The 20,791-nt window shown below is 68.0% G+C and carries 21 protein-coding genes; 15 read left to right on the forward strand and 6 right to left on the reverse strand.

What is annotated here, in order from left to right:
* Positions 1-56: 56 nt before the first annotated feature.
* The 3 genes from G6N57_RS14700 to G6N57_RS14710 are packed head-to-tail and all read right to left on the reverse strand — an operon-like array spanning position 57 to position 3,810.
* Positions 57-1,901: an oligopeptide ABC transporter ATP-binding protein OppD gene (locus G6N57_RS14700; RefSeq protein ID WP_077743158.1), complete on the reverse strand. Its 1,845-nt coding sequence runs from the start codon at positions 1,899-1,901 to the stop codon at positions 57-59.
* Entirely contained in the window at positions 1,898-2,836 is a 939-nt protein-coding gene (locus G6N57_RS14705; RefSeq protein WP_077743159.1) for an oligopeptide ABC transporter permease OppC, read from the reverse strand. Before G6N57_RS14705 ends, G6N57_RS14700 begins: the two co-directional genes overlap by 4 nt.
* Positions 2,833-3,810 carry an oligopeptide ABC transporter permease OppB gene (locus G6N57_RS14710; protein WP_077743160.1) on the reverse strand — a complete coding sequence of 326 codons (978 nt, stop codon included), beginning with the start codon at positions 3,808-3,810 and terminating at the stop codon, positions 2,833-2,835. Before G6N57_RS14710 ends, G6N57_RS14705 begins: the two co-directional genes overlap by 4 nt.
* A 161-nt stretch (positions 3,811-3,971) precedes the next feature.
* Here G6N57_RS14710 and G6N57_RS14715 point away from each other — a divergent pair, with 161 nt between their 5' ends.
* The 3 genes from G6N57_RS14715 (at position 3,972) to G6N57_RS14725 (ending at position 4,877) form a co-directional block, all read left to right on the forward strand.
* Positions 3,972-4,235, forward strand: coding sequence for a hypothetical protein (locus G6N57_RS14715; protein WP_077743161.1), 264 nt, complete (start codon positions 3,972-3,974; stop codon positions 4,233-4,235).
* A gap of 62 nt (positions 4,236-4,297) precedes the next feature.
* A complete protein-coding gene (locus G6N57_RS14720) occupies positions 4,298-4,558 on the forward strand; it encodes a hypothetical protein (protein ID WP_077743162.1) in 261 nt (86 codons plus the stop codon).
* Between the two features lie 76 nt (positions 4,559-4,634).
* Positions 4,635-4,877: a hypothetical protein gene (locus G6N57_RS14725; protein WP_234815704.1), complete on the forward strand. Its 243-nt coding sequence runs from the start codon at positions 4,635-4,637 to the stop codon at positions 4,875-4,877.
* On the opposite strand, the gene G6N57_RS14730 is transcribed toward G6N57_RS14725, so the two are convergent.
* Positions 4,874-5,293, reverse strand: a complete 420-nt coding sequence (locus G6N57_RS14730; protein WP_077743282.1) for a hypothetical protein — start codon at positions 5,291-5,293, stop codon at positions 4,874-4,876. The two genes, G6N57_RS14725 and G6N57_RS14730, sit on opposite strands and share 4 nt — an antisense overlap.
* Positions 5,294-5,471: 178 nt before the next feature.
* Here G6N57_RS14730 and G6N57_RS14735 point away from each other — a divergent pair, with 178 nt between their 5' ends.
* The 6 genes from G6N57_RS14735 (at position 5,472) to G6N57_RS14760 (ending at position 13,537) form a co-directional block, all read left to right on the forward strand.
* A complete protein-coding gene (locus G6N57_RS14735) occupies positions 5,472-6,176 on the forward strand; it encodes a response regulator transcription factor (RefSeq protein ID WP_077743283.1) in 705 nt (234 codons plus the stop codon).
* Entirely contained in the window at positions 6,154-7,749 is a 1,596-nt protein-coding gene (locus G6N57_RS14740) for a sensor histidine kinase (RefSeq protein WP_077743163.1), read from the forward strand. The genes G6N57_RS14735 and G6N57_RS14740 overlap by 23 nt, the downstream gene beginning before the upstream one ends.
* A gap of 22 nt (positions 7,750-7,771) precedes the next feature.
* Entirely contained in the window at positions 7,772-9,637 is a 1,866-nt protein-coding gene (locus tag G6N57_RS14745; RefSeq protein WP_077743284.1) for a glycosyltransferase family 39 protein, read from the forward strand.
* Between the two features lie 55 nt (positions 9,638-9,692).
* On the forward strand, positions 9,693-10,979 hold the full coding sequence (locus G6N57_RS14750) for a bifunctional glycosyltransferase family 2/GtrA family protein (RefSeq protein WP_077743164.1): 1,287 nt from the start codon (positions 9,693-9,695) through the stop codon (positions 10,977-10,979).
* Positions 10,976-12,931, forward strand: coding sequence for an ArnT family glycosyltransferase (locus G6N57_RS14755; protein WP_077743165.1), 1,956 nt, complete (start codon positions 10,976-10,978; stop codon positions 12,929-12,931). Before G6N57_RS14750 ends, G6N57_RS14755 begins: the two co-directional genes overlap by 4 nt.
* Positions 12,932-13,045: 114 nt before the next feature.
* Positions 13,046-13,537, forward strand: a complete 492-nt coding sequence (locus tag G6N57_RS14760) for a beta-class carbonic anhydrase (protein ID WP_077743166.1) — start codon at positions 13,046-13,048, stop codon at positions 13,535-13,537.
* 3 nt (positions 13,538-13,540) lie between these two features.
* Here G6N57_RS14760 and G6N57_RS14765 read toward each other — a convergent pair whose 3' ends face one another.
* Positions 13,541-13,954, reverse strand: coding sequence for a PaaI family thioesterase (locus tag G6N57_RS14765; RefSeq protein WP_077743167.1), 414 nt, complete (start codon positions 13,952-13,954; stop codon positions 13,541-13,543).
* 110 nt (positions 13,955-14,064) lie between these two features.
* Between G6N57_RS14765 and G6N57_RS14770 the strand changes: the two genes are divergently transcribed.
* From G6N57_RS14770 to G6N57_RS14795, 6 genes are all read left to right on the forward strand, one after another.
* Positions 14,065-15,405 (forward strand): MFS transporter, encoded by a 1,341-nt coding sequence (locus G6N57_RS14770; RefSeq protein ID WP_077743285.1) that lies wholly within the window; start codon positions 14,065-14,067, stop codon positions 15,403-15,405.
* Between the two features lie 88 nt (positions 15,406-15,493).
* Positions 15,494-16,432: a sulfate adenylyltransferase subunit CysD gene (cysD, locus tag G6N57_RS14775; RefSeq protein WP_077743168.1), complete on the forward strand. Its 939-nt coding sequence runs from the start codon at positions 15,494-15,496 to the stop codon at positions 16,430-16,432.
* Positions 16,432-18,276: a sulfate adenylyltransferase subunit CysN gene (gene cysN, locus G6N57_RS14780; RefSeq protein WP_077743169.1), complete on the forward strand. Its 1,845-nt coding sequence runs from the start codon at positions 16,432-16,434 to the stop codon at positions 18,274-18,276. Before cysD ends, cysN begins: the two co-directional genes overlap by 1 nt.
* Entirely contained in the window at positions 18,273-19,016 is a 744-nt protein-coding gene (locus tag G6N57_RS14785) for a 3'(2'),5'-bisphosphate nucleotidase CysQ (RefSeq protein WP_036448387.1), read from the forward strand. Before cysN ends, G6N57_RS14785 begins: the two co-directional genes overlap by 4 nt.
* A 33-nt stretch (positions 19,017-19,049) precedes the next feature.
* Positions 19,050-19,646 (forward strand): cysteine hydrolase family protein, encoded by a 597-nt coding sequence (locus tag G6N57_RS14790; protein ID WP_077743170.1) that lies wholly within the window; start codon positions 19,050-19,052, stop codon positions 19,644-19,646.
* A gap of 27 nt (positions 19,647-19,673) precedes the next feature.
* Positions 19,674-20,144 carry an Rrf2 family transcriptional regulator gene (locus G6N57_RS14795; protein WP_077743171.1) on the forward strand — a complete coding sequence of 157 codons (471 nt, stop codon included), beginning with the start codon at positions 19,674-19,676 and terminating at the stop codon, positions 20,142-20,144.
* Here G6N57_RS14795 and G6N57_RS14800 read toward each other — a convergent pair.
* Complete coding sequence (locus G6N57_RS14800; RefSeq protein ID WP_077743172.1) at positions 20,141-20,767, reverse strand: TetR/AcrR family transcriptional regulator; 627 nt, start codon at positions 20,765-20,767, stop codon at positions 20,141-20,143. The two genes, G6N57_RS14795 and G6N57_RS14800, sit on opposite strands and share 4 nt — an antisense overlap.
* Positions 20,768-20,791 lie beyond the last annotated feature (24 nt).

The raw sequence follows: 20,791 nt of genomic DNA on the forward strand, positions 1-20,791 counted from the left end.
TTGAACCCGTTCACCCCGTCGATGCTAGATGCCGGATCCCGCGGACGCGGCAATACCTAACCGTTGACCGGTCGTGGTTGCGGCACCGCGGCCAGCAATTTGCGGGTGTAGGCGTGCTGGGGGTTGGTGAACACCGCATCGCCCGAACCCTGCTCGACGACTGCGCCCTTGTACATCACGGCGACGTCGTGGGCCAGGTGCTTGACCACCGACAGATCGTGGGAGACGAACAGATAGGCCAGGTCGAACCGGTCTTGCAGGTCCAGCAGCAGGTTGATGATCCCCGCCTGGATCGAGACGTCCAGCGCGGAGACGGGTTCGTCGAGCGCGATGATCTTGGGTTGCAGGGCCAGGGCACGCGCGATCCCGATCCGCTGCTTCTGCCCGCCGGAGAACTCGGCCGGGTAGCGGCTGGCGTCGGCGCGTCGCAACCCGACCAACTCGAGCAGCTCGGCCACCCGCCCGTCGATCCTGGGCTTGTCGAAACCGTTGGCGGTCAACGGCTCTGCCAGTACGTCCGACACCGGTAGTCGCGGGTCCAGTGAGGCCACCGGATCCTGGAACACCACCTGAAGGTCGGTGCGTAGGGCGCGGCGCGTCCTGCGGTCCAGGGTGGCGACGTCGGAGCCGAGCACTTCGATCGAACCCGATTGCGGCGCAGACAGATTCAGGATCTGGTGCAGGGTGGTGGACTTGCCCGACCCCGACTCGCCGACGATGCCGAGGGTACGGCCGCTGCGCAGGTCGAAGCTGACGTTGTCGACCGCGCGAACTTCGCCCACCTGCCTGCGCAGCACCACACCCTTGGTCAGCTTGTAGGTCTTGGACAGGTCGCGTACCCGCAGCACCACCGCGGAGTCGTCGGGCTCGGTGTCTGCGGCGCCGGCGTCGGTACCGGCAACCTGATAGATCTCGGCGGCACTGCGTCCGCCGACCTGGTCGGTGCGGATGCAGGCGGCGTGGTGATCCGGTGCCAACTCGATGAGTTCGGGTTCGGCGGCCTCGCATACGTCGATGGCCAGCGGGCAGCGCGGGGCGAACGGGCAGCCGTGCGGTGTCGTGGTCAGCGACGGCGGCGCACCGGGGATCGGCACCAGGCGCGTCCCCTGTGGAGCATCCAGGCGCGGCACCGAGCCGAGCAGGCCCACGGTGTAGGGCATGCGGGCCCGCTCGTACAGGCGGGACACCGGTGCGTCCTCGACGGCGCGTCCGGCGTACATCACCAGTGCCCGATCGGCGAATTCGGCCACCACACCGAGGTCGTGGGTGATGATCAGCACCCCGGCACCGGTGACGTCGCGGGCGGTCTTGAGCACGTCGAGGATCTGGGCCTGCACCGTGACGTCGAGGGCCGTGGTGGGCTCGTCGCAGATCAGCAGATCGGGATCGTTGGCGATGGCAATGGCGATGACCACTCGCTGGCGTTCGCCGCCCGACAACTCGTGCGGGAAGGACCGGGCTCGCTGTTCCGGCTGGGAGATCCCGACCAGCTCGAGCAATTCGACGGCACGCGTACGGGCCGCGCGCCGGCTCAGGTCCTGGTTGTGGACTGTCAGGGCCTCGGCGATCTGATCGCCTACGGTGTAGACCGGTGTGAGCGCGGACATCGGGTCCTGGAACACCGTGCCGATGGTGTTGCCGCGAATCCGCGACATCTCGGCGTCGGAACGGCCGATCAGTTCCTCGCCGTGCAGCCGCACCGACCCGGCCACCTCGGCGAACTCGGGCAGCAGACCCACGACAGCCATGGCGCTGGCCGATTTCCCGGCGCCGGATTCGCCGACGAGCGCGACCACCTCACCGGCGTCGACGCGAAAGTTCACGCCCCGCACGGCCTGAACGGGTGCACCGTCGGTGGGGAAGTCCACCGTCAGGTCGGATACTTCGAGGAGTCGTGTCATCGGCGTACTTTCTTGCGCCGCAGTCGGCCGCTACCGGGGTCGATCGCGTCGCGCAGGCCGTCGCCGATCAGGTTGGCGCACAGGATGATCAGCACCAGCACCCCGGCGGGGAACAGGAACACCCAGGGGAACGTGGTGGCGGATTTGGTGCCGTCGGCGATCAGCGTGCCCAGCGAGACGTCAGGCGCTTGGATGCCGAATCCCAGGTAGCTCAAACCGGTTTCGGACAGGATCGCCACGCCGACGTTGAGCGCGGTGTCGATGATCAGGATGGATGCCACGTTGGGAAGGATGTGCCGCACGATGATGCGCCAGCTGCTGACGCCCATGTACCGCGCAGCCAAGACGAATTCGCGCTCCCGCAGGCTCAGGGTCATCCCGCGGACGATGCGCGAACTGATCATCCAGCTGAACGCCGAGAGCAGCACGATCAGCCAGAACACCCGATTGGACTGGCTCAGCCGGGGCGTGACGATCGCGATCAGGATGAAGCTCGGTACCACCAGCAGCACGTCGACGATCCACATGAGCGTGCGATCGCGCCAGCCGCCGAAGTACCCGGCGACCGAGCCGACCGTGGCGGCGATGACTGTCGAGATGAACGCCACGCAGAGGCCGATCAACATGGATTTCTGCATGCCGCGCAGGGTTTGGGCGAAGATGTCCTGCCCGAGCGCGTTCGTGCCGAACCAGTGATCCGCCGACGGCGGCTCCTGCAGCGCGTAGTAGTCGAGGTCCGAATAGCTGTAGGGCAGCACCGATGGCAGCGTGTAGCAGGCCACGAACATGATCACCAGCAGCGCCAGCGACACCACCGCGGGCCAATTGCGCAGGAACCGGCGGAACACCAGCGTGCGCCGGGTGGCGAATTCCTCGGTGTGCAGACCCGAGCGGGCCGCGGCGGCGCCACCGGTGGGGGCAGAAGTCTGGGTCATGTGACGCGCACCCTCGGGTCGAGCATCGCGTAGATGACGTCGGAGAGCAGGCCGGCAACCAGGATCACGGTGCCGGTGAACACGGTGATGGCCGCGATGATGTTGGTGTCCTGGGTGGCGATGCCCTGTACCACCCATTCACCCATACCGTGCCAGCCGAAGATCTTCTCGACGAACACCGAGCCGGTGACCAGTCCGGCCACGCCGTAGGCGAACAGGGTGGCCATCGGAATCAGGGCGGTCCGGAGCCCGTGCTTGAACAGGGCGTGCCGGCGGGTGAGTCCTTTGGCCCTGGCGGTGCGGATGAAGTCCTGGCCGAGCACGTCGAGCATCGCGTTGCGCTGGTACCGGCTGTAACCGGCGATGGCCATCAGCGCCAGCGTGAACGTCGGCAGCACGAGGTGCTGCAGCCGGTCGACGAACTGGTCCCAGGCGCCGCCGACCGGCACCGGCGCGGTTTCCCCGGTGTACTCGAAGATCTGCACCCCCAGGATCGAGTTCACGTTGAGCGCGGCCAGGATCAGCATGTTGGCGATCACGAACGACGGTGTGCTGATCACCAGCAGCGATAACACGGTGATGACGCGGTCCGACAGCCGATACTGGCGGATCGCTCCCCAGGCTCCGACCACCACGCCGATCACCGCTCCCGAGATCGCGCCGATGACCAGCAGGCGCAGGGTCACCCCGATGCGTCGCCCCAACTCGTCGGCCACCGGCTGGCCGGTGACCGTGGTGCCGAAGTCGCCGCGGACCGCGTCGGCGGCCCAGTTGGCGTAGCGCAGCGGAATGGGCTGGTCGAGGCCGAGCTCAGCGGCTTTCGCGTCGATCGCGGACTGTGGTGGCCGCGGATTGCGCTGCTCGAGGCTGTCGAGGGGCTTGAAGTTCAGCGACGTCAGGGTGAACGTCAGAAACGAGGCCAGGGCCAGCAGCACGATGTAGTTGAGCAGCCGGCGCGCCAGGAAGCGCGTCATCCGGTTCTTCCCACCCACGGCCGCATGCCAGACAGGGTAGAGCAGCGGGGGACCGGATTCCGGTCAGCGCGGGATGTGGTGTTTCGGCGCGCCCGCACTCGGTGGGGAACTGACAGTCGAGACACAGCCTCGGTATAGAAATCAGGCGTTCACTGAAATACATGAAGGTCAGCGGGCTCAAGAAGGTGAAAGTGATCGCTGCGACAGCCGGTGGTGCGGCAGTGGTGGGGCTGGGTGTGTTCGGCGCGATATCGGACGTGCACATGGGTACGGGGGCCGGTTCTCAGGCGCTGGCGGCCGGGTCCCACATGAACCTCGGCCAGACCAGCACGGAGACGACGCCTCCGACTGCACCGGTGGTGTCGATGGCGGTACCTGCGATGCGGGGCTATACGCCGCCGTCCGGGTTCGCCGTCACGCACTGATCGCCGGGTAGTGGTTTCACCTCCGGTCGCCGGGGATATACGAGGCGACGGGAGGTGAGCGCATGGGTAGCGCTAAGGGAAACAATCAGCGAAATCTGAAATTGATCTCCGCCGGTGTCGGCGCTGTTGGCGGGTTAGCCACAGCGGTGCTCGGAATCGGCATGGGTGGTGGTCACGCCGGCGCCCAGCAACGGGTCGAACCGCCGGCAATCACCACGGGACAGACCGTGACCGAGACGACCGCGCCGACGGCTCCGGAGACCTCCGAGGCGTCGCCGACCGTTTCGGCGACGACGCCGTCCGGGTTTGCCACACCGCACTGATGGTGGCTGATTCGGCCCACGGGGCTGCCACGCGGCCGGTTTACCTCGCCCCTCGGGACGCGGTAGGCAGGTCGCTGTGACAGGAGACGAACGCAACAAGCGGACCAACTACGTGATGGCCGGTGTCGGAGCGATCGCACTGGCAACGATGGGTGCCGTCGGCTCCATGATGGCGCAGGCCCCGACGAGTGGCGCGGTACCTGCGGTCAGTGTCGGTGAAACCGTAACCAAGACAACGGCTCCCAGTGAACTGGAGACCTCCTTCGCGAAACCGACGGTGAAGGTGGAACTGCCCGACGGGTACGGCAACGGCGGTTAGCGGGAAATTGCCTCGCCGATGCTGGTGACGGTCGGCTTGTCGGGCGGCGCCGTGCCGGTGCGGGTGGCTCGGACCACGACCCGGTCGTCGACCCCGAACGGGGTGTCGGCCGAGGGCGGCAACGCGTAGCTCTGGACGAACCCGTCGTTGCTGCGCACCGTGACCGAGGTGGCGGTCAGTTCGGTGATCGTGCCGGTCTGCGTCAGCGTCGTGGTGTAGCCGCTGTCATGGTCGGCCAGCACCGCCTCACTGTGGACGGTGGCCGGGTCGGGGCGGTCTCGCGGCCCGGCCATTCCCGGTGGCGGCCCGGGGAAGCCCGAGCTGTGGGAGTCGGTGGCGGCGTAGATCGTCGCGCCGCCGAGCCCGGCAATCGCCGCCGCGATGCCCACCGCAGCGGCGGTGTGTCGGATGCTCATGCGGTCCACGGTGCAGGTGTTGTCTGTGAGCCGGCTGTGTACCTGCTCTGCGCTGTCTATGGCGGGCATTCACAGCTGGCACATAGACAGCGCTAAGTCCGGGCCTATCGAGCGGGCGAATACTGGGCGGGTGAGCATGACCACCAATGGCACCGATTCCGAGTCCGGGCGCGCCGTGATGCGGCGTGCCGACGGCAACCCGATCCAGGTCCTGGTAGTCGACGACGAGCCCGTACTGGCCGAGCTGGTCTCGATGGCGCTGCGCTATGAGGGCTGGGACATCGCGACGGCCGGGGACGGCGCGAGCGCGATCGCCGCGGCCCGGGAGAACCCACCCGATGTGGTCGTGCTCGACGTGATGCTTCCCGACATGAGCGGCCTGGACGTCCTGCGCAAGCTGCGCGAGCAGATCCCCGGCCTGCCCTTGCTGCTGCTGACCGCCAAGGATTCGGTGGAGGACCGCATCGCGGGTCTCACCGCGGGCGGCGACGACTACGTCACCAAGCCGTTCAGCCTGGAGGAAGTAGTGCTGCGGTTGCGGGCGCTGCTCCGGCGCACCGGGGTGACCAGTGAAGACGGCGGCGCCAAGATCGTCGTCGGCGATCTCGTGCTCGACGAGGACAGTCATGAGGTGACCCGCGGCGGTGAGGCGATCACGCTGACGGCCACCGAGTTCGAACTGCTGCGGTTCATGATGCGCAACGCCAAGCGGGTGTTGAGCAAGGCTCAGATCCTGGACCGGGTGTGGAGCTACGACTTCGGCGGCCGGTCCAACATCGTCGAACTGTATGTCTCGTATCTGCGCAAGAAGATCGACAGTGGACGCGAACCGATGATCCACACGCTGCGCGGTGCGGGTTATGTCCTCCGTCCCGCGCGCTGAGGTGGCTGCCGGGCCCGGAGCCACTCGGTGGTGGTCACCGCGAACCTGGTCGCTGCGCGCCCGGCTGGTGGTCACCCAGGTGGTGCTGCTGGCGGTGGTGTGCGTCAGCATCGGCGTTGCCACCGAGTTTGCGCTGCAACGATTTCTGATGAACCAGCTCGACGATCAGCTCATCGAGGCCGGCAGGCGCTCAGCGGCCATCTTCGAATTGCCGCCCCCACCACCGGGACTCCCACCGCCGCCCGGCACGCGCGGTCACCATCGCATCCCGTTCGATCCTGAGGACGGGCCGGGCCCCGGGTTCCTCAACGCCCCCGGACAGGCCGCCCGGATGGTCGGCGCGGTGGTGTCGCCCAACCGTCCCGTCGACGCCGGGGTGATCACCGCAGAAGGTGAGCGGGTCGCGGTGAGTGCGGCTGCAGCTGAACAACTTTCGCAGATTCCGGCCACCCGGCAGCCCGAGACCGTCGACCTCGACGGCTTGGGCCGCTATCGGTTGATCGGTCTGCACCCGCGTCACGGCGGAGCACAGACCATCGTGACCGGCCTGCCGACCGCCATCGTCGACGACACGCTGCTGTGGGTGCTCGGCATGTTCTGTGTGCTGGCGCTCATCGCATTGCTCGCCGCCACCGTCGCCGGAATCCTGATCATCCGGCACCAACTCGCGCCGCTGTCACGGGTTTCGGCCGCGGCACGCAGGGTGGCCGATCTCGAGCTCGACCGCGGCGAGGTGCAGCTGCCCACGCCGATCGTCCCCGTCGACCCGGTCAGCGCCCACACCGAAGTCGGCCAGCTGGGCACCTCGCTGAACCGGATGCTCGACCGCATCGCCAGTGCGCTCTCGGCGCGCCACGCGAGTGAGACGCGGGTCCGCCAGTTCGTCGCCGATGCCAGCCATGAGTTGCGGACGCCGCTGGCGGCCATCAGGGGCTACACCGAACTCGCCCAGCGCAAACGGGATGACCTGCCCGCCGATGTGGCCCACGCGATGAACCGCGTGGAGTCGGAGACGACGCGGATGACGCAACTGGTGGAGGACATGCTGCTGCTGGCCCGCCTCGACGCAGGCCGGCCGCTGGAACGCGAGAGCGTGGACCTGTCGCGGCTCGTGGTCGACTCGGTCAGCGACGCCCACGTCGCCGGTCCCGACCACCAGTGGGCGCTGGACCTGCCCGAGGACCCGGTGGTGGTCGAGGGTGACGAGGCCCGCCTGCATCAGGTGTTGGCGAATCTGCTGGCCAATGCCCGCACCCACACCCCTGCCGGGACTTCGGTCACCGTGTCGTTGAAGTCCGAGCCCGACGCGGTGCTGATCGCCGTCGCCGACGACGGCCCCGGCATACCGCCGGGGCTACTGCCCGACGTGTTCGAACGGTTCGCCCGCGGCGACTCGTCTCGCTCGCGACGCGAGGGCAGTACCGGGCTGGGCCTCGCGATCGTGGCCGCGGTGGTCAAGGCCCACGGCGGCACGATCGAGGTGAGCAGCGCGCCGGGCTCCACCGAGTTCGTGGTTCGGCTACCCGGGCCGAGCTCACAGGGCACACACAGGACGCACCAATCGGGCACCTAGCGGCCCCGGCAAACATGGAGTGGTGACCCTCGTTGCCGCAGATCCCGCTGCCGAGGTGGAGACGGCAACGCCTGACCATCCGGGGCCCGATCGTTCCACCACCGTTTCCCAGCGCCTGGTGCTTGCGGTGTTGTTGGCCGGCACCGCTGTGCTCTACCTGTGGAACCTGTCCAGCAGCGGGTGGGCCAACGCGTTCTACTCGGCCGCTGCGCAGGCGGGGGCGCAGGACTGGACCGCCATGCTGTTCGGGTCGAGCGACGCGGGCAACGCCATCACCGTCGACAAGACGCCCGCGGCGTTGTGGATCATCGACATCTCGGTGCGTCTGTTCGGGCTGAACTCGTGGAGCGTTCTTGTCCCACAGGCGCTGATGGGTGTCGGTGCGGTCGCGGTGCTCTACGCCGCGGTACGCCGGGCCGCCGGACCGTGGGCCGGCCTGTTGGCCGGTGCGGTGCTGGCCCTGACTCCGGTGGCCGCGTTGATCTTCCGGTTCAACAATCCCGACGCTCTCCTGGTGCTGCTGCTCGTGACAGCGGCCTACTGCGTGCAGCGCGGTATCGAAAAGGACGCCAGCCGTTGGTGGTTCGTCGCTGCGGGGACGGCAGTCGGTTTCGGCTTCCTGGCCAAGATGTTGCAGGCGTTCCTGGTCCTGCCGGCGTTCGCCACCGCGGCCCTGGTCGCCGGCGACCGCCCGCTCGGGCGGCGGGTTCTCGATGTCGTCACGGCCGGGGCCGCCATCGTCGTCAGCGGTGGCTGGTACCTGGTGCTGGTGGAGCTGTGGCCCGCGTCGGCGCGGCCCTACATCGGCGGTTCGCAGAATGACAGCATCGTCGAATTGGCCTTGGGGTACAACGGTTTGGGTCGCCTGACCGGCGACGAGACCGGCGGCCTGGGTAACCTCAACTTCGATGTCGGACCGGGCCGGTTGTTCGCGTCGCAGATGGGCGCCGACATCGCCTGGCTGCTGCCGGCGGCCCTGATCTGCCTGGCGGCCGGCGTCTACCTGACCCGCCGCGCGGTCCGCACGGATCCGGTCCGGGCCGCGCTGATCCTGTGGGGTGGCTGGCTGTTGGTCACCGCAGTGGTGTTCAGCTTCATGCACGGCATCGTGCATCCCTACTACACCGTCGCACTCGCCCCGGCGATCGGCGCCGTGATCGGGATCGGCGCGATGCTGCTGTGGCAACACCGCACCGACATCCGGGCCGCCACGGCGATGTCGGGCGCCGTGCTGGTGACCGCGATCCTGGCCGCGGTGCTACTGGCCCGCAACGACGATCCGTATCCGTGGCTGCGGGCCGCGGTGGCGGTGATCGGTGTGGGCGCGGCGGTACTCCTGCTGTTGGCAGGACGGTTGGACCGCCCGATGACGCGGTTGACTGCGGCTCTGGCCGTCGCGGCGTGCCTGGCCGGCCCGGCCGCATACTCCGTCGCCACCGCCGCCAGCCCGCACAACGGGGCGATACCGTCCGTCGGGCCGTCGCGCGGCGGAGGTTTCGGCGGACCGTTCGCGGCGCCGGAACCCGGACCGGCGCTGACCGCGACCCTGGCCGCCGACGCCGACCGCTACCAATGGGCGGCAGCCGTGGTGGGCTCATCAAATGCCGCGGGGTACCAATTGGCCACCCGCGCACCGGTAATGGCTGTCGGCGGTTTCAACGGCACCGATCCGGCGCCGACGCTTGAGGAGTTTCAGCAGCTCGTCGACGATGGCGCGGTCCACTTCTTCATCCGTTCCCACATCATGGCGGGCGGTTTCGGCGGACACACGCCAAGCGGCAGCCAGGCCGCCACCGAGATCGCGGAGTGGGTGCAGGCCCACTACGACCCGATCACCGTCGACGACGTCACCATCTACGACCTGACTCAACGTGCGACGAACACATAGCAGGCGCATAGCTTCGCCCAACCCAGATCACAAGCCGCCGGAGAACGATGAAGTCATGACAACCTTGGTCCAAGACCCCGATCAGCGGTTCCGATTCGCGTCACGGCCCAACGCCGCACTGGCCGCCCGGGAGGCCGGGGTTCCAGTGCTCGACGTCGTGGTGCCGGTGTACAACGAGCAAGCCGCGCTTGCCGATTCGGTACGCCGGCTGCACAGCTATCTCGACGAGAACTTCGCGGTGCCGGTCCGCATCACCATCGCCGACAATGCCAGCACCGACGACACCCCGCGGATCGCCGCCGAACTGGCAGACGAGCTCGACGATGTGCGGGTGGTGCGGCTGGAGGAGAAGGGCCGCGGACGCGCGCTACGCGCGGTGTGGTCGGCCTCGGACGCCCAGGTGCTGGTCTACATGGACGTCGACCTGTCCACCGATCTGGCCGCGCTCGCGCCGTTGGTGGCACCGCTGATCTCCGGTCATTCCGATCTGGCGATCGGCACCCGGCTGGGCCGCGGCTCGCGGGTGGTCCGCGGTGCGAAGCGTGAGTTCATCTCGCGTTGCTACAACTTGATCCTGAAATCAACTCTGTCAGCCCGCTTCTCGGATGCCCAGTGCGGATTCAAGGCGATCCGCGCCGACGTCGCCCACCGGTTGCTGCCCCATGTCGCCGATACCGGATGGTTCTTCGACACCGAGCTGCTGGTGCTGGCCGAGCGCAGTGGCCTCCGCATTCACGAGGTGCCGGTCGACTGGGTGGACGATCCGGACAGCCGGGTCGACATCATCGCCACCGCCACCGCCGACCTCAAGGGCATCGGCCGGCTGCTCCGCGGATTCGCCAACGGCTCGATCCCGGTGAACACCATCGCCGCGCAGCTCGGATCGTCACGGAAATCGGCTGCCCCGCAATCCCTGCTGCGCCAGGCAGTGCGCTTCGGTGCCGTCGGCGTGGTGTCCACGCTGGCCTATCTGCTGCTGTTCACGGCACTGCGCGCCGGTGTCGGCGCACAGGCCGCCAACCTCGTGGCCCTGTTGGTGACCGCTATCGGAAACACCGCCGCCAACCGGCGGTTCACGTTCGGTATCGCCGGGGCGGGCAACATCACCCGCCATCATCTCGAAGGCCTTACGGTCTTCGCGATCGCGCTGACCATCACCAGTGGATCGTTGGGGCTGCTGCACTTCGTCGCACCCGTGCCGCACCGCGGCGTCGAACTTGCCGTATTGGTTGCGGCCAACCTGCTGGCCACCGTGGTGCGCTTCGTGCTGTTGCGAGGATGGGTGTTCCACCCCTCGCGGACGCGGCGTGCCGGCGGGGCGAATCGAGAGACAGGACTATGACGACCATCGTTGACACCGCACCCGCTTCCGCGGACGAGACCGCCGGAGCTGAGAAGTCGGCGACCCCGCGCTGGGTCCGGCCCTCCTACTGGGCCATGCTGGCCGGCACCGCGGTGCTGTACTTCTGGGCGCTGGGTTCGTCTGGGTGGGCCAACAGCTACTACGCCGCGGCAGCGCAGGCCGGTACCCAGTCCTGGAAGGCCTGGTTGTTCGGATCCTTGGACGCCGGCAACGCCATCACGGTCGACAAGCCGCCCGCCGCGATGTGGGCAATGGGTTTGTCGGGCAGGCTGTTCGGCTTCAACGAGTTCACCATGCTGCTACCGCAGGCACTGATGGGCGTCGGCGCAGTGGCGCTGCTCTACGCCACGGTGAAGCGGACCAGCGGCCCCGCTGCCGGGCTGATCGCCGGAGTGGCACTGGCATTGACGCCGGTCGCCGCCTCGATGTTCCGCTACAACAATCCCGATGCGCTCCTGGTCCTGCTCCTGGTGCTCGCGGCGTACTTCATGGTGCGCGCGGTCGGGCCGGTGTCTGCGAAGGCCAGCGCCGGCTGGGTGGCACTGGCCGGATGCGCGCTGGGCGTCGCCTTCCTGACCAAGATGCTGCAGGCGTTCCTGGTCGTGCCAGGCCTGGCGTTGATGTTCCTGGTCGCCGCACCCGCCGTCGGTATATGGAAACGATTGGGCACCTTGCTGATCGGTGCGGCGGCGATGATCGTCTCCTCGGGTTGGTACATCGCGCTGGTGGCATTGTGGCCGGCCGATTCCCGGCCGTACATCGCCGGCTCGACCGACAACAGCCTGCTGCAACTGGCCTTCGGCTACAACGGGCTGCAACGCATCATGGGGCAGGAGGGCCCCGGCCCAGGTGGCCCGGGTGGTCCCGGACCGGGCGGCCCCGGTCACGGGCCGGGCGGCGGCGCCAACCTGATGTTCGGCGGTGACCCCGGCATCGGCCGGATGTTCGGAATGTCCATGGGCACCGAGGCCTCGTGGTTGTTGCCTGCCGCGCTGATCGGCCTGGTCGCCGCACTGTGGCTGACACGTCGCACGGCGCGGACCGCCGGGCTGCGGGCCGGCCTGCTGATGTGGGGCGGCTGGATGCTGGTCACCGCCGTGGTGTTCAGCTTCATGGACGGGATCATCCACCCCTACTACACCGTGGCGCTGGCCCCCGCCGTGGCCGCGGTCGTGGGCATATCGGTCGCCGAATTGTGGCGGGTCCGGGAACGACTCGCTTCGCGGCTGGTGCTCGCGGTGATGCTGGCCGGCACCGGGGTGTGGGCGTTCGTACTGCTCGACCGCACCCCCGACTGGTTACCGGCGCTGCGCTGGATCGTTCTGATCGGCTCGGTGCTGACCGCGGTGGCCCTGGCCATGGTCGCCCACCGTCCCGGCAAGTTGCCTGTCGCGGTGGCGCTCGCGGCCATGATCTTCGGGCTCGCCGCCACCGGGGCCTACACCATCGAGACGGTGGCGAAGGTCCACGGCGGTGGTCCGATGGCCACCTCCGGCCCCAACCGGGACATGGGCTTCGGTGGCCCGGGCGGGCCCGGAGGTCCGGGTGGCCCGCCCCCGGGCTTCGGGCGCGCCGATGATCCGGCGCTGGCCGAGCTCATCGCCGGTGCCGACGGCCGTTGGGCCGCAGCGAGTGTGGGCTCGATGATGGTCAGCGATCTCGAGCTCAAGACGGGGGAGTCGCTGATGGCCATCGGCGGGTTCACCGGCAGCGACGATTCGCCGACGCTCGCCCAGTTCCAGCAGTACGTCGCTGACGGTCAGGTCCGGTACTTCCTCGATCGGCCGGAGGACGGTCCCGGTGGGCCTTCCGGGCCGCCGCGTCAAGAGCACGGCAGCGCCGCGGAGATCACTGACTGGGTGACGGCGAACTTCACCAAGACTGTGGTCGGCAATACCCCGGTGTACGACCTGTCGTCGCCGCGTACCTGAACGCCCAGACCGCGATGACCGTCCTGCTTCCCCCCGGCAGGACGGTCATCGCTCGTTCCGTTCAGCCTGATTCTGCCGCTGGCCTGCCGGCCGTCGCGGGTTTAGCGTCGAAGCATGTCTGTCACCGATCAGTACGTGGCCAACAACGAGGTCTATGCCCGGACCTTCACCGGGCCGTTGCCGCTGCCGCCGAGCAAGCACGTCGCGGTGGTGGCGTGCATGGATGCCAGGCTGGATGTCTATCGGATCCTCGGCCTGGGCGACGGTGAGGCACACGTGATCCGCAACGCCGGCGGCGTCATCACCGATGACGAGATCCGTTCACTGGCCATCAGCCAGCGGCTGCTGGGGACCAAGGAGATCATCCTGATCCACCACACCGATTGCGGCATGCTGACTTTCACCGATGACGGATTCAAACAGCAGATCCAGGACGAGATCGGCATCAAGCCGAACTGGGCCGCCGAGTCATTCGTCGATCTGGAAACAGATGTGCGCCAGTCGTTGCGCCGTATCGAGGCCAGCCCGTTCGTCACCGAGCACGAGTCGTTGCGCGGCTTCATCTTCGACGTCGCAACCGGCAAGCTCAACGAGGTGACGTTGTGAGGCTCAGCCCACCTTGTACGTCGCGATGGCCTTGGCCACTGCCTCCCCGCCGGGCGTGACGATATCGACGTCACAGCTCACCAGGGATCTGCCCTGACGCAGCACGCGCCCGAGTCCGATCAGGTCGGTGGCCCGCGCCGGCGCCAGATAACTGATCGTCATCGAGACCGTCACTCCGCGAAGCGAATCCGGAACTTCGGCCTGCGCCCATGCCGCAGCCATCACCGTGACATCGGCCAACGCCGCGATCGCCCCGCCGTGCACCATGTCGGCGATCGTGATGTTCGACGGATCCCACGGCAACCGCAGCCGGACCTCGGGGCCGTCGAGATTTTCGGCGACGATGCCGAGTTTGGCCACGAAGGGCGACTGGGGCAGGAACTCCGCCATGACGGCCGGGCCGGTCTGGATACTCATGAGCACCAGTGTGTGCCGCCGGTGGTCGGCGGTTCAATTACCTGCGGGGTAACCACTCCGGCTCGCCGGCTGTGACGTCCGGCCCCGAGCATCCGCGCTTCCCGCGCGGCATGGCGTTGCTGGTGGCCGGCAGCCTGTTCATGGAGATCCTCGACGCGACGATCATTGCGCCGGCCATCCCGCTGATCGCCGAGTCGTTCGGTGTGGGCGCCATCGACGTCAACGTGGCGATCTCGGCTTACCTGGTCACGGTGGCGGTACTGATCCCGGCCAGTGGCTGGTTGGCCGACCGGTTCGGCACCCGCCGGGTGTTCGTCGGGGCGATCGCGGTGTTCACGCTGGCCTCGATCGGCTGCGCGGCGAGTACGTCGCTGCCGATGCTGGTGCTGATGCGGGTGCTGCAGGGGGTCGGCGGCGCCATGATGGTCCCGGTCGGCCGGCTGGCGGTGTTGCGCCAGAGCGGCAAGGCGGACCTGGTGCGGGCCATCGCGTTGCTCACCTGGCCGGCGCTGACCGCTCCGGTGCTGGCACCGATGCTGGGTGGGGCGATCGCGACGCTGGGCAGCTGGCGATGGATCTTCGTGGTGAACATTCCGATCGGAGTGCTCGGAATTGTCCTCGCGCTCAAGCTGGTTCGCGGTGCGCCGCAGCCCACGACCCGATCGCTGGACTGGCCCGGTCTGCTGGCGCTCGGCTCGGGGATCGCGGCGGCGCTGATCGCCTTGGAGCACATCCGGGTCTCCGGGACCGACTGGGGGCTGGTCACCGCCGGTGGGGCGGCCGCCGTCGTGTTGCTCGCCGCCGCGGTGTGGCGGCTGCTCACCGCGACGGCCCCGCTGGTGCAGCTGCGGGTGCTGCGGGTGCACACGCTGCGCATCACCGTGGTGGCCGGATCGCTGTATCGACTGGTGATCACCGCGGTGCCGTTCCTGCTGCCGCTGCAGTTCCAGCTGGAGTTCGGCTGGACGCCGCTGGCCGCCGGTGTCATGGTGGCCGCGTTGTTCGCCGGGAACCTGACCATCAAGCCCGCCACCACCCCGCTGATGCGCCGATTCGGTATCCGCACCGTGCTGCTGGTCAACGGGGTGGCCTCGGTCGCGTGTTTCGGCCTGCTGGCGTTGTTGCGGCCCGGCCTGCCGGTGGCCGTGATGGCCGTCGTCCTCTATCTGAGCGGCGCGCTGCGGTCGATCGGCTTCACCGCGTACAACAGCCTGGCGTTCTCCGACGTCGAAGGGGAGGAGTTGACGCATGCCAACACCCTCAACGCGTCGGTGCAGGAGCTGGCGGCCGGGCTCGGCGTGGCCCTGGCGGCGCTGCTGCTCAGCCGGGTGACCTCGTATTCGGTGACGTATCTGGTTCTGGGCGCGTTGTTGGCGCTGACCTTGGTCGCGACGGTTCGATTGCCCCGGCGGGCAGGTGCCCACGTCAGCGGGCACCGCCCCGGACGGTAGGCCGCCATTGACACCGCGGCGACCAGGCGGATAGATTCCTGGCCATGCTTGCAATTCTGGCCATTCCTACCAACTTAATGGGGAAGTGATGACCGCCGCACAAACAACAGGTCCGCAGGTCGATCGGGCCGGCCATTATGAGCTGAGCCATCTGCGGTCGCTGGAGGCCGAGGCCATCCACATCATCCGCGAGGTCGCCGCGGAGTTCGAGAAGCCCGTGCTGCTGTTCTCCGGCGGCAAGGACTCCATCGTCATGCTGCACCTGGCGGTCAAGGCGTTCGCGCCGGGCCGGCTGCCGTTCCCGGTCATGCACGTCGACACGGGCCACAACTTCGACGAGGTCTACGAGGCCCGCGACGAGCTGGTGGAGCACTACGGTGCGCGTCTGGTCGTCGCCAAGGTGCAGGACGACATCGACGCAGGCCGCGTGGTGGAGACCATCCCGTCGCGCAATCCGATCCAGACCGTGACGCTGCTGCGCGGCATCCGGGAGAACAAGTTCGACGCCGCCTTCGGCGGTGCCCGGCGCGACGAGGAGAAGGCCCGCGCCAAGGAGCGGGTGTTCTCCTTCCGCGACGAGTTCGGCCAGTGGGATCCCAAGGCCCAGCGTCCCGAGCTGTGGAACCTGTACAACGGTCGCCACCACAAGGGTGAGCACATCCGTGCCTTCCCGATCTCCAACTGGACCGAGTTCGACATCTGGTCCTACATCGGTGCCGAGAAGATCAAGCTGCCTTCCATCTACTACGCGCACCAGCGCAAGGTGTTCGAGCGCGACGGCATGCTGCTCGCGGTGCACAAGTACATGCAGCCCCGCAAGGACGAGCCGGTGATCGAGAAGACCGTGCGCTTCCGCACCGTCGGCGACGTCACCTGCACCGGCTGCGTCGAATCAACGGCCGCAACGGTTTCCGAGGTCATCGCCGAGACCGCGGTGTCTCGGCTCACCGAGCGCGGTGCCACCCGCGCCGATGACCGTATTTCGGAAGCCGGTATGGAAGACCGCAAGCGCGAGGGGTATTTCTGATGTCGACGCTGTTGAGAATCGCCACCGCGGGATCCGTCGATGACGGCAAATCCACGCTGATCGGCCGGCTGTTGTACGACTCCAAGGCCGTCATGGAGGACCAGCTGGCCGCCGTTGAGCGGACCTCCAAGGAACGCGGCAACGACTACACCGACCTGGCGCTGGTCACCGACGGCCTGCGGGCCGAGCGCGAGCAGGGCATCACGATCGATGTCGCCTACCGCTACTTCGCCACGGCCAAGCGCAAATTCATCATCGCCGACACGCCGGGGCACATCCAGTACACCCGCAACATGGTGACCGGAGCGTCCACCGCGCAGCTGGTCATCGTGCTGGTCGACGCCCGCCACGGACTGCTCGAGCAGTCCCGCCGGCACGCCTTCCTGGCCTCGCTGCTGGGCATCCAGCACATCGTGCTGGCCGTCAACAAGATGGACCTGATCGATTGGGACCAGGAGCGTTTCGAGGCGATCCGCGACGAGTTCCATGCGTTCGCCGCCCGGTTGGACGTGCACGACGTGACGACGATCCCGATGTCGGCGCTCAACGGCGACAACGTGGTGACCAAATCCGATGTGACGCCGTGGTACGAGGGTCCCTCGCTGCTGAGCCACCTCGAAGACGTCTACATCGCCGGTGACCGCAACCTGGTCGACGTGCGTTTCCCGGTGCAGTACGTGATCCGGCCGCAGACCCACGAGCACGCCGATCACCGAAGCTACGCCGGCACCGTCGCCAGCGGGGTGCTGCGTCCCGGTGACGATGTGATCGTGCTGCCGGCCGGAAAGCCCACGCGCATCACCCAGATCGACGGTCCGAGCGGCCTCGTCGAGGAGGCGTTCCCTCCGATGGCGGTGTCGATCAGCCTGTCCGACGACATCGACATCTCCCGCGGCGACATGATCGCCCGGCCCAACAACCAGCCGCGCGTCACACAGGAATTCGATGCCACGGTGTGCTGGATGGCCGACGAATCGTCGCTGGAGCCCGGGCGTGAGTACCTGATCAAGCACACGACCCGCACCACCAGGGCCAAGGTCACCGGTCTCGACTACCGTCTCGACGTCAACACCCTGCACCGGGACAAGTCCGCGAGCGCACTCAAACTCAATGAGCTGGGCCGTATTTCGCTGCGCACCCAGGCCCCGCTGCTGCTCGACGAGTACAGCCGCAACGCGGCCACCGGATCGTTCATCCTGATCGATCCCAACACCAACGGCACCGTCGGCGCCGGCATGGTGCTGCGCGACTCCCGCAACGAGACGGCGAGCCCGAATGCGGTGCGGCACGAGTCACTGGTCACCCCGGGGGATCGACTCAGCCGCGGGCGCACCATCTGGTTCACCGGCCTGTCGGGATCCGGCAAGTCTTCGGTGGCGATGCTGGTCGAGCAAAAACTGCTCGAAAAGGGCGTGCCGGCATACGTTCTGGACGGTGACAACCTGCGCCACGGACTCAACGCGGACCTCGGCTTCTCGATGGCCGACCGGGCCGAGAACCTGCGCCGTCTGGCCCACGTCGCCGCGCTGCTGGCCGACTCCGGCCAGGTCGTGCTGGTCCCTGCCATCAGCCCGCTGGAGGAGCACCGCGAGCTGGCGCGGAAGGTGGCCAACGAGGGTGGTGTCGACTTCTACGAGGTGTTCTGCGACACCCCGCTTCAAGACTGCGAACGCCGCGACCCCAAGGGCCTGTACGCCAAGGCCCGGGCCGGGGAGATCACCCACTTCACCGGTATCGACAGCCCGTACCAGCGGCCGAAGAACCCGGATCTGCGGCTGACTCCGGACCACAGCACCGCTGAACTGGCGGACATGGTGATCGAGCTGTTGGAATTGCCATCGTGAACGATCACGAACTGGCAGCCCGGCTGGCCACCAGGGCCGGGGATCTGTTGCTCGACGTCCGTGCCGACTATGCCGACGCCCCGGCCGCCGAACGAAAGGCAGCCGGGGACAAGCAGTCCCACGATTTCCTGATGGCCGAGTTGGCCAAGCTGGTTCCCGGCGACTCGGTGCTGTCCGAGGAAGCGACGGCCGACCAGCGGGCCGACCCGGCCCGGCTGAGCGCCGAACGGGTCTGGATCGTCGACCCGCTCGACGGCACCCGGGAGTTCTCCGAGCTCGGCCGCGACGACTGGGCTGTGCACGTGGCGCTGTGGAGTGCCGGTGAACTCGTGGCGGGAGCGGTCGCGTTGCCCGCGCAGAACACCACGCTGTCCACCCCCGACGTGGCCGCACCCCGACCCTTCGACGGCCCGCCCCGGGTCGTGGTGTCACGCACCCGCCCGCCCGCGGTGGCACTGGCGGTCCGTGAGGCGCTCGACGGAACACTGGTCGAAATGGGTTCGGCCGGAGCCAAAGTCGCCGCGGTGGTCCGCGGGGTCGCCGATGTGTACGTGCACGCCGGTGGTCAGTACGAGTGGGATTCGGCCGCGCCCGTTGCGGTGGCCCGTGCCGCCGGCCTGCACACCTCGCGCATCGACGGCTCCCGGTTGGTCTACAACTCGGCCGATCCCACGCTGCCCGACCTGATCGTGTGCCGGCCCGAACTGGCCGAACGGGTACTGGCGGTGACAGCGGGGTAGGCGCGGTCGTCGCTGGTCACTAGGCTCGTCGACATGACCCGCCCTACGCTGCGTGAACTGGCAGGCCTGCCTGCCGCGCCGGCCCGCCTCGCCGATTCCACCCTGGTCCTGATCGACTGCCAGAACACCTACACCCAGGGGGTCATGGAGCTCGAAGGGGTGCAGGCCGCCCTGGAACAGACGGCCCAACTGCTCGACCGGGCCCGCAGCGCGGGCATCCCGATCGTTCACATCCAGCACTCCGACGGTCCGGGTTCGCTGTATGACATCGAGGGCGAGAGCGGCGCGATCGTCGCGTCGGTGGCACCGCGCGCGGGAGAGCCGGTGGTGGTCAAGCAGTTCCCCAATTCGTTCGTGCAGACCGACCTCGAAGACCGGCTGAAGGGTCTGGGCGCGTCGAACCTGGTGCTCGCCGGGTTCATGACGCACATGTGCGTCAACTCCACCGCACGGGGCGCCTTCAATCTCGGATACGCCCCGACGGTGGTGGCCGCCGCGACCGCAACCCGCACCTTGGCCGGCCCCGAGGGCGCCCCGGTACCCGCGGCGGTCATGCAGTCGGCGAGCCTGGCCGCGATGTCGGATCTGTTCGCCGTCGTGGTCCCGGATGCCGCGGGGATTCCTGATTAGGCCGATTGAACTGGCACAATCCTGAGCATGCGGATGTCGGCGAAGGCGGAGTATGCCGTCCGAGCCATGGTCCAGCTCGCAACGGTCGAAGACGGCGAGCTGGTCAAAACCGATGACCTGGCCAAGGCACAGGGGATTCCGGCGCAGTTCCTCGTCGACATCCTCACCGCGCTGCGTACCGATCGACTCGTCCGCAGTCATCGAGGCCGCGACGGCGGTTACGAGCTGGCCCGTCCGGCAGCCGAGATCAGCATCGCCGACGTGCTGCGCTGCATCGACGGACCGTTGGCGAGTGTGCGTGACATCGGGCTGGGAGACCTGCCGTACTCCGGCCCGACTGCGGCGCTGACCGACGTCTGGCGGGCACTGCGGGCGAGCATGCGCTCGGTGCTGGAGGAGACCAGCCTGGCCGATGTGGCGGCCGGCTCACTGCCCGGGCACGTCGACAAGCTGGCCAACGCCTACCGCGATCAGGAACACCAGCGCGGACACCGTTAGCGTTCGCGGCTTCGCATCGCGATGCCGTCGATCAACATCCGCATCCCACCGTCGAAGTCATCGTTGACCGACGTCGTTGTCGCCACTCGGGACAGTGCCTCGATATGCGGGTATTCGGTGCCGGCGACCGAGCCGATCTGAACTGCCGCCTCGGGTGCCTCACCGGTCAGCGGGCCCGCGAGGGCTGCCTGTGCGGATCCGACCACCAGGCCGAGCACGGCGTGGAATGCCGACAGGCGGTCGGTATCGGAGAGTCCGGCACGCCCCAGCGCGGCAATCAGCGCATCGGCGATCGCGAAGCCCGTCGGCGAGGCCATCCGCCGCGTGAGAACCAGGGGGAGCGCGGCCGGATGCGCTCGCACACCGGCCCACATCGCCGTCGCGATCGCGGCAACATCGCGCTGCCAGTCGTCGGTAGCGTCCGGCACGACGATCTTGGCGACCACCGCGCCGACGACGAGCTCCTCCAGCGCCTCTTTGTCGGCGACGTAGTTGTACATCGTCATGGGACCGGTGCCCAGTGCGGCAGCCAGCGCCCGCATGCTCAGCGCCGAGGGGCCGGAATCATCGACGATTCGTAGTGCCGCCGAGGCGATCTCGTCGACCGTGAAGCGTGCGCGCATCGATACTCCTTGACAAGTACACCG

This window comes from Mycolicibacterium boenickei (assembly GCF_010731295.1).
Classification (GTDB): domain Bacteria; phylum Actinomycetota; class Actinomycetes; order Mycobacteriales; family Mycobacteriaceae; genus Mycobacterium; species Mycobacterium boenickei.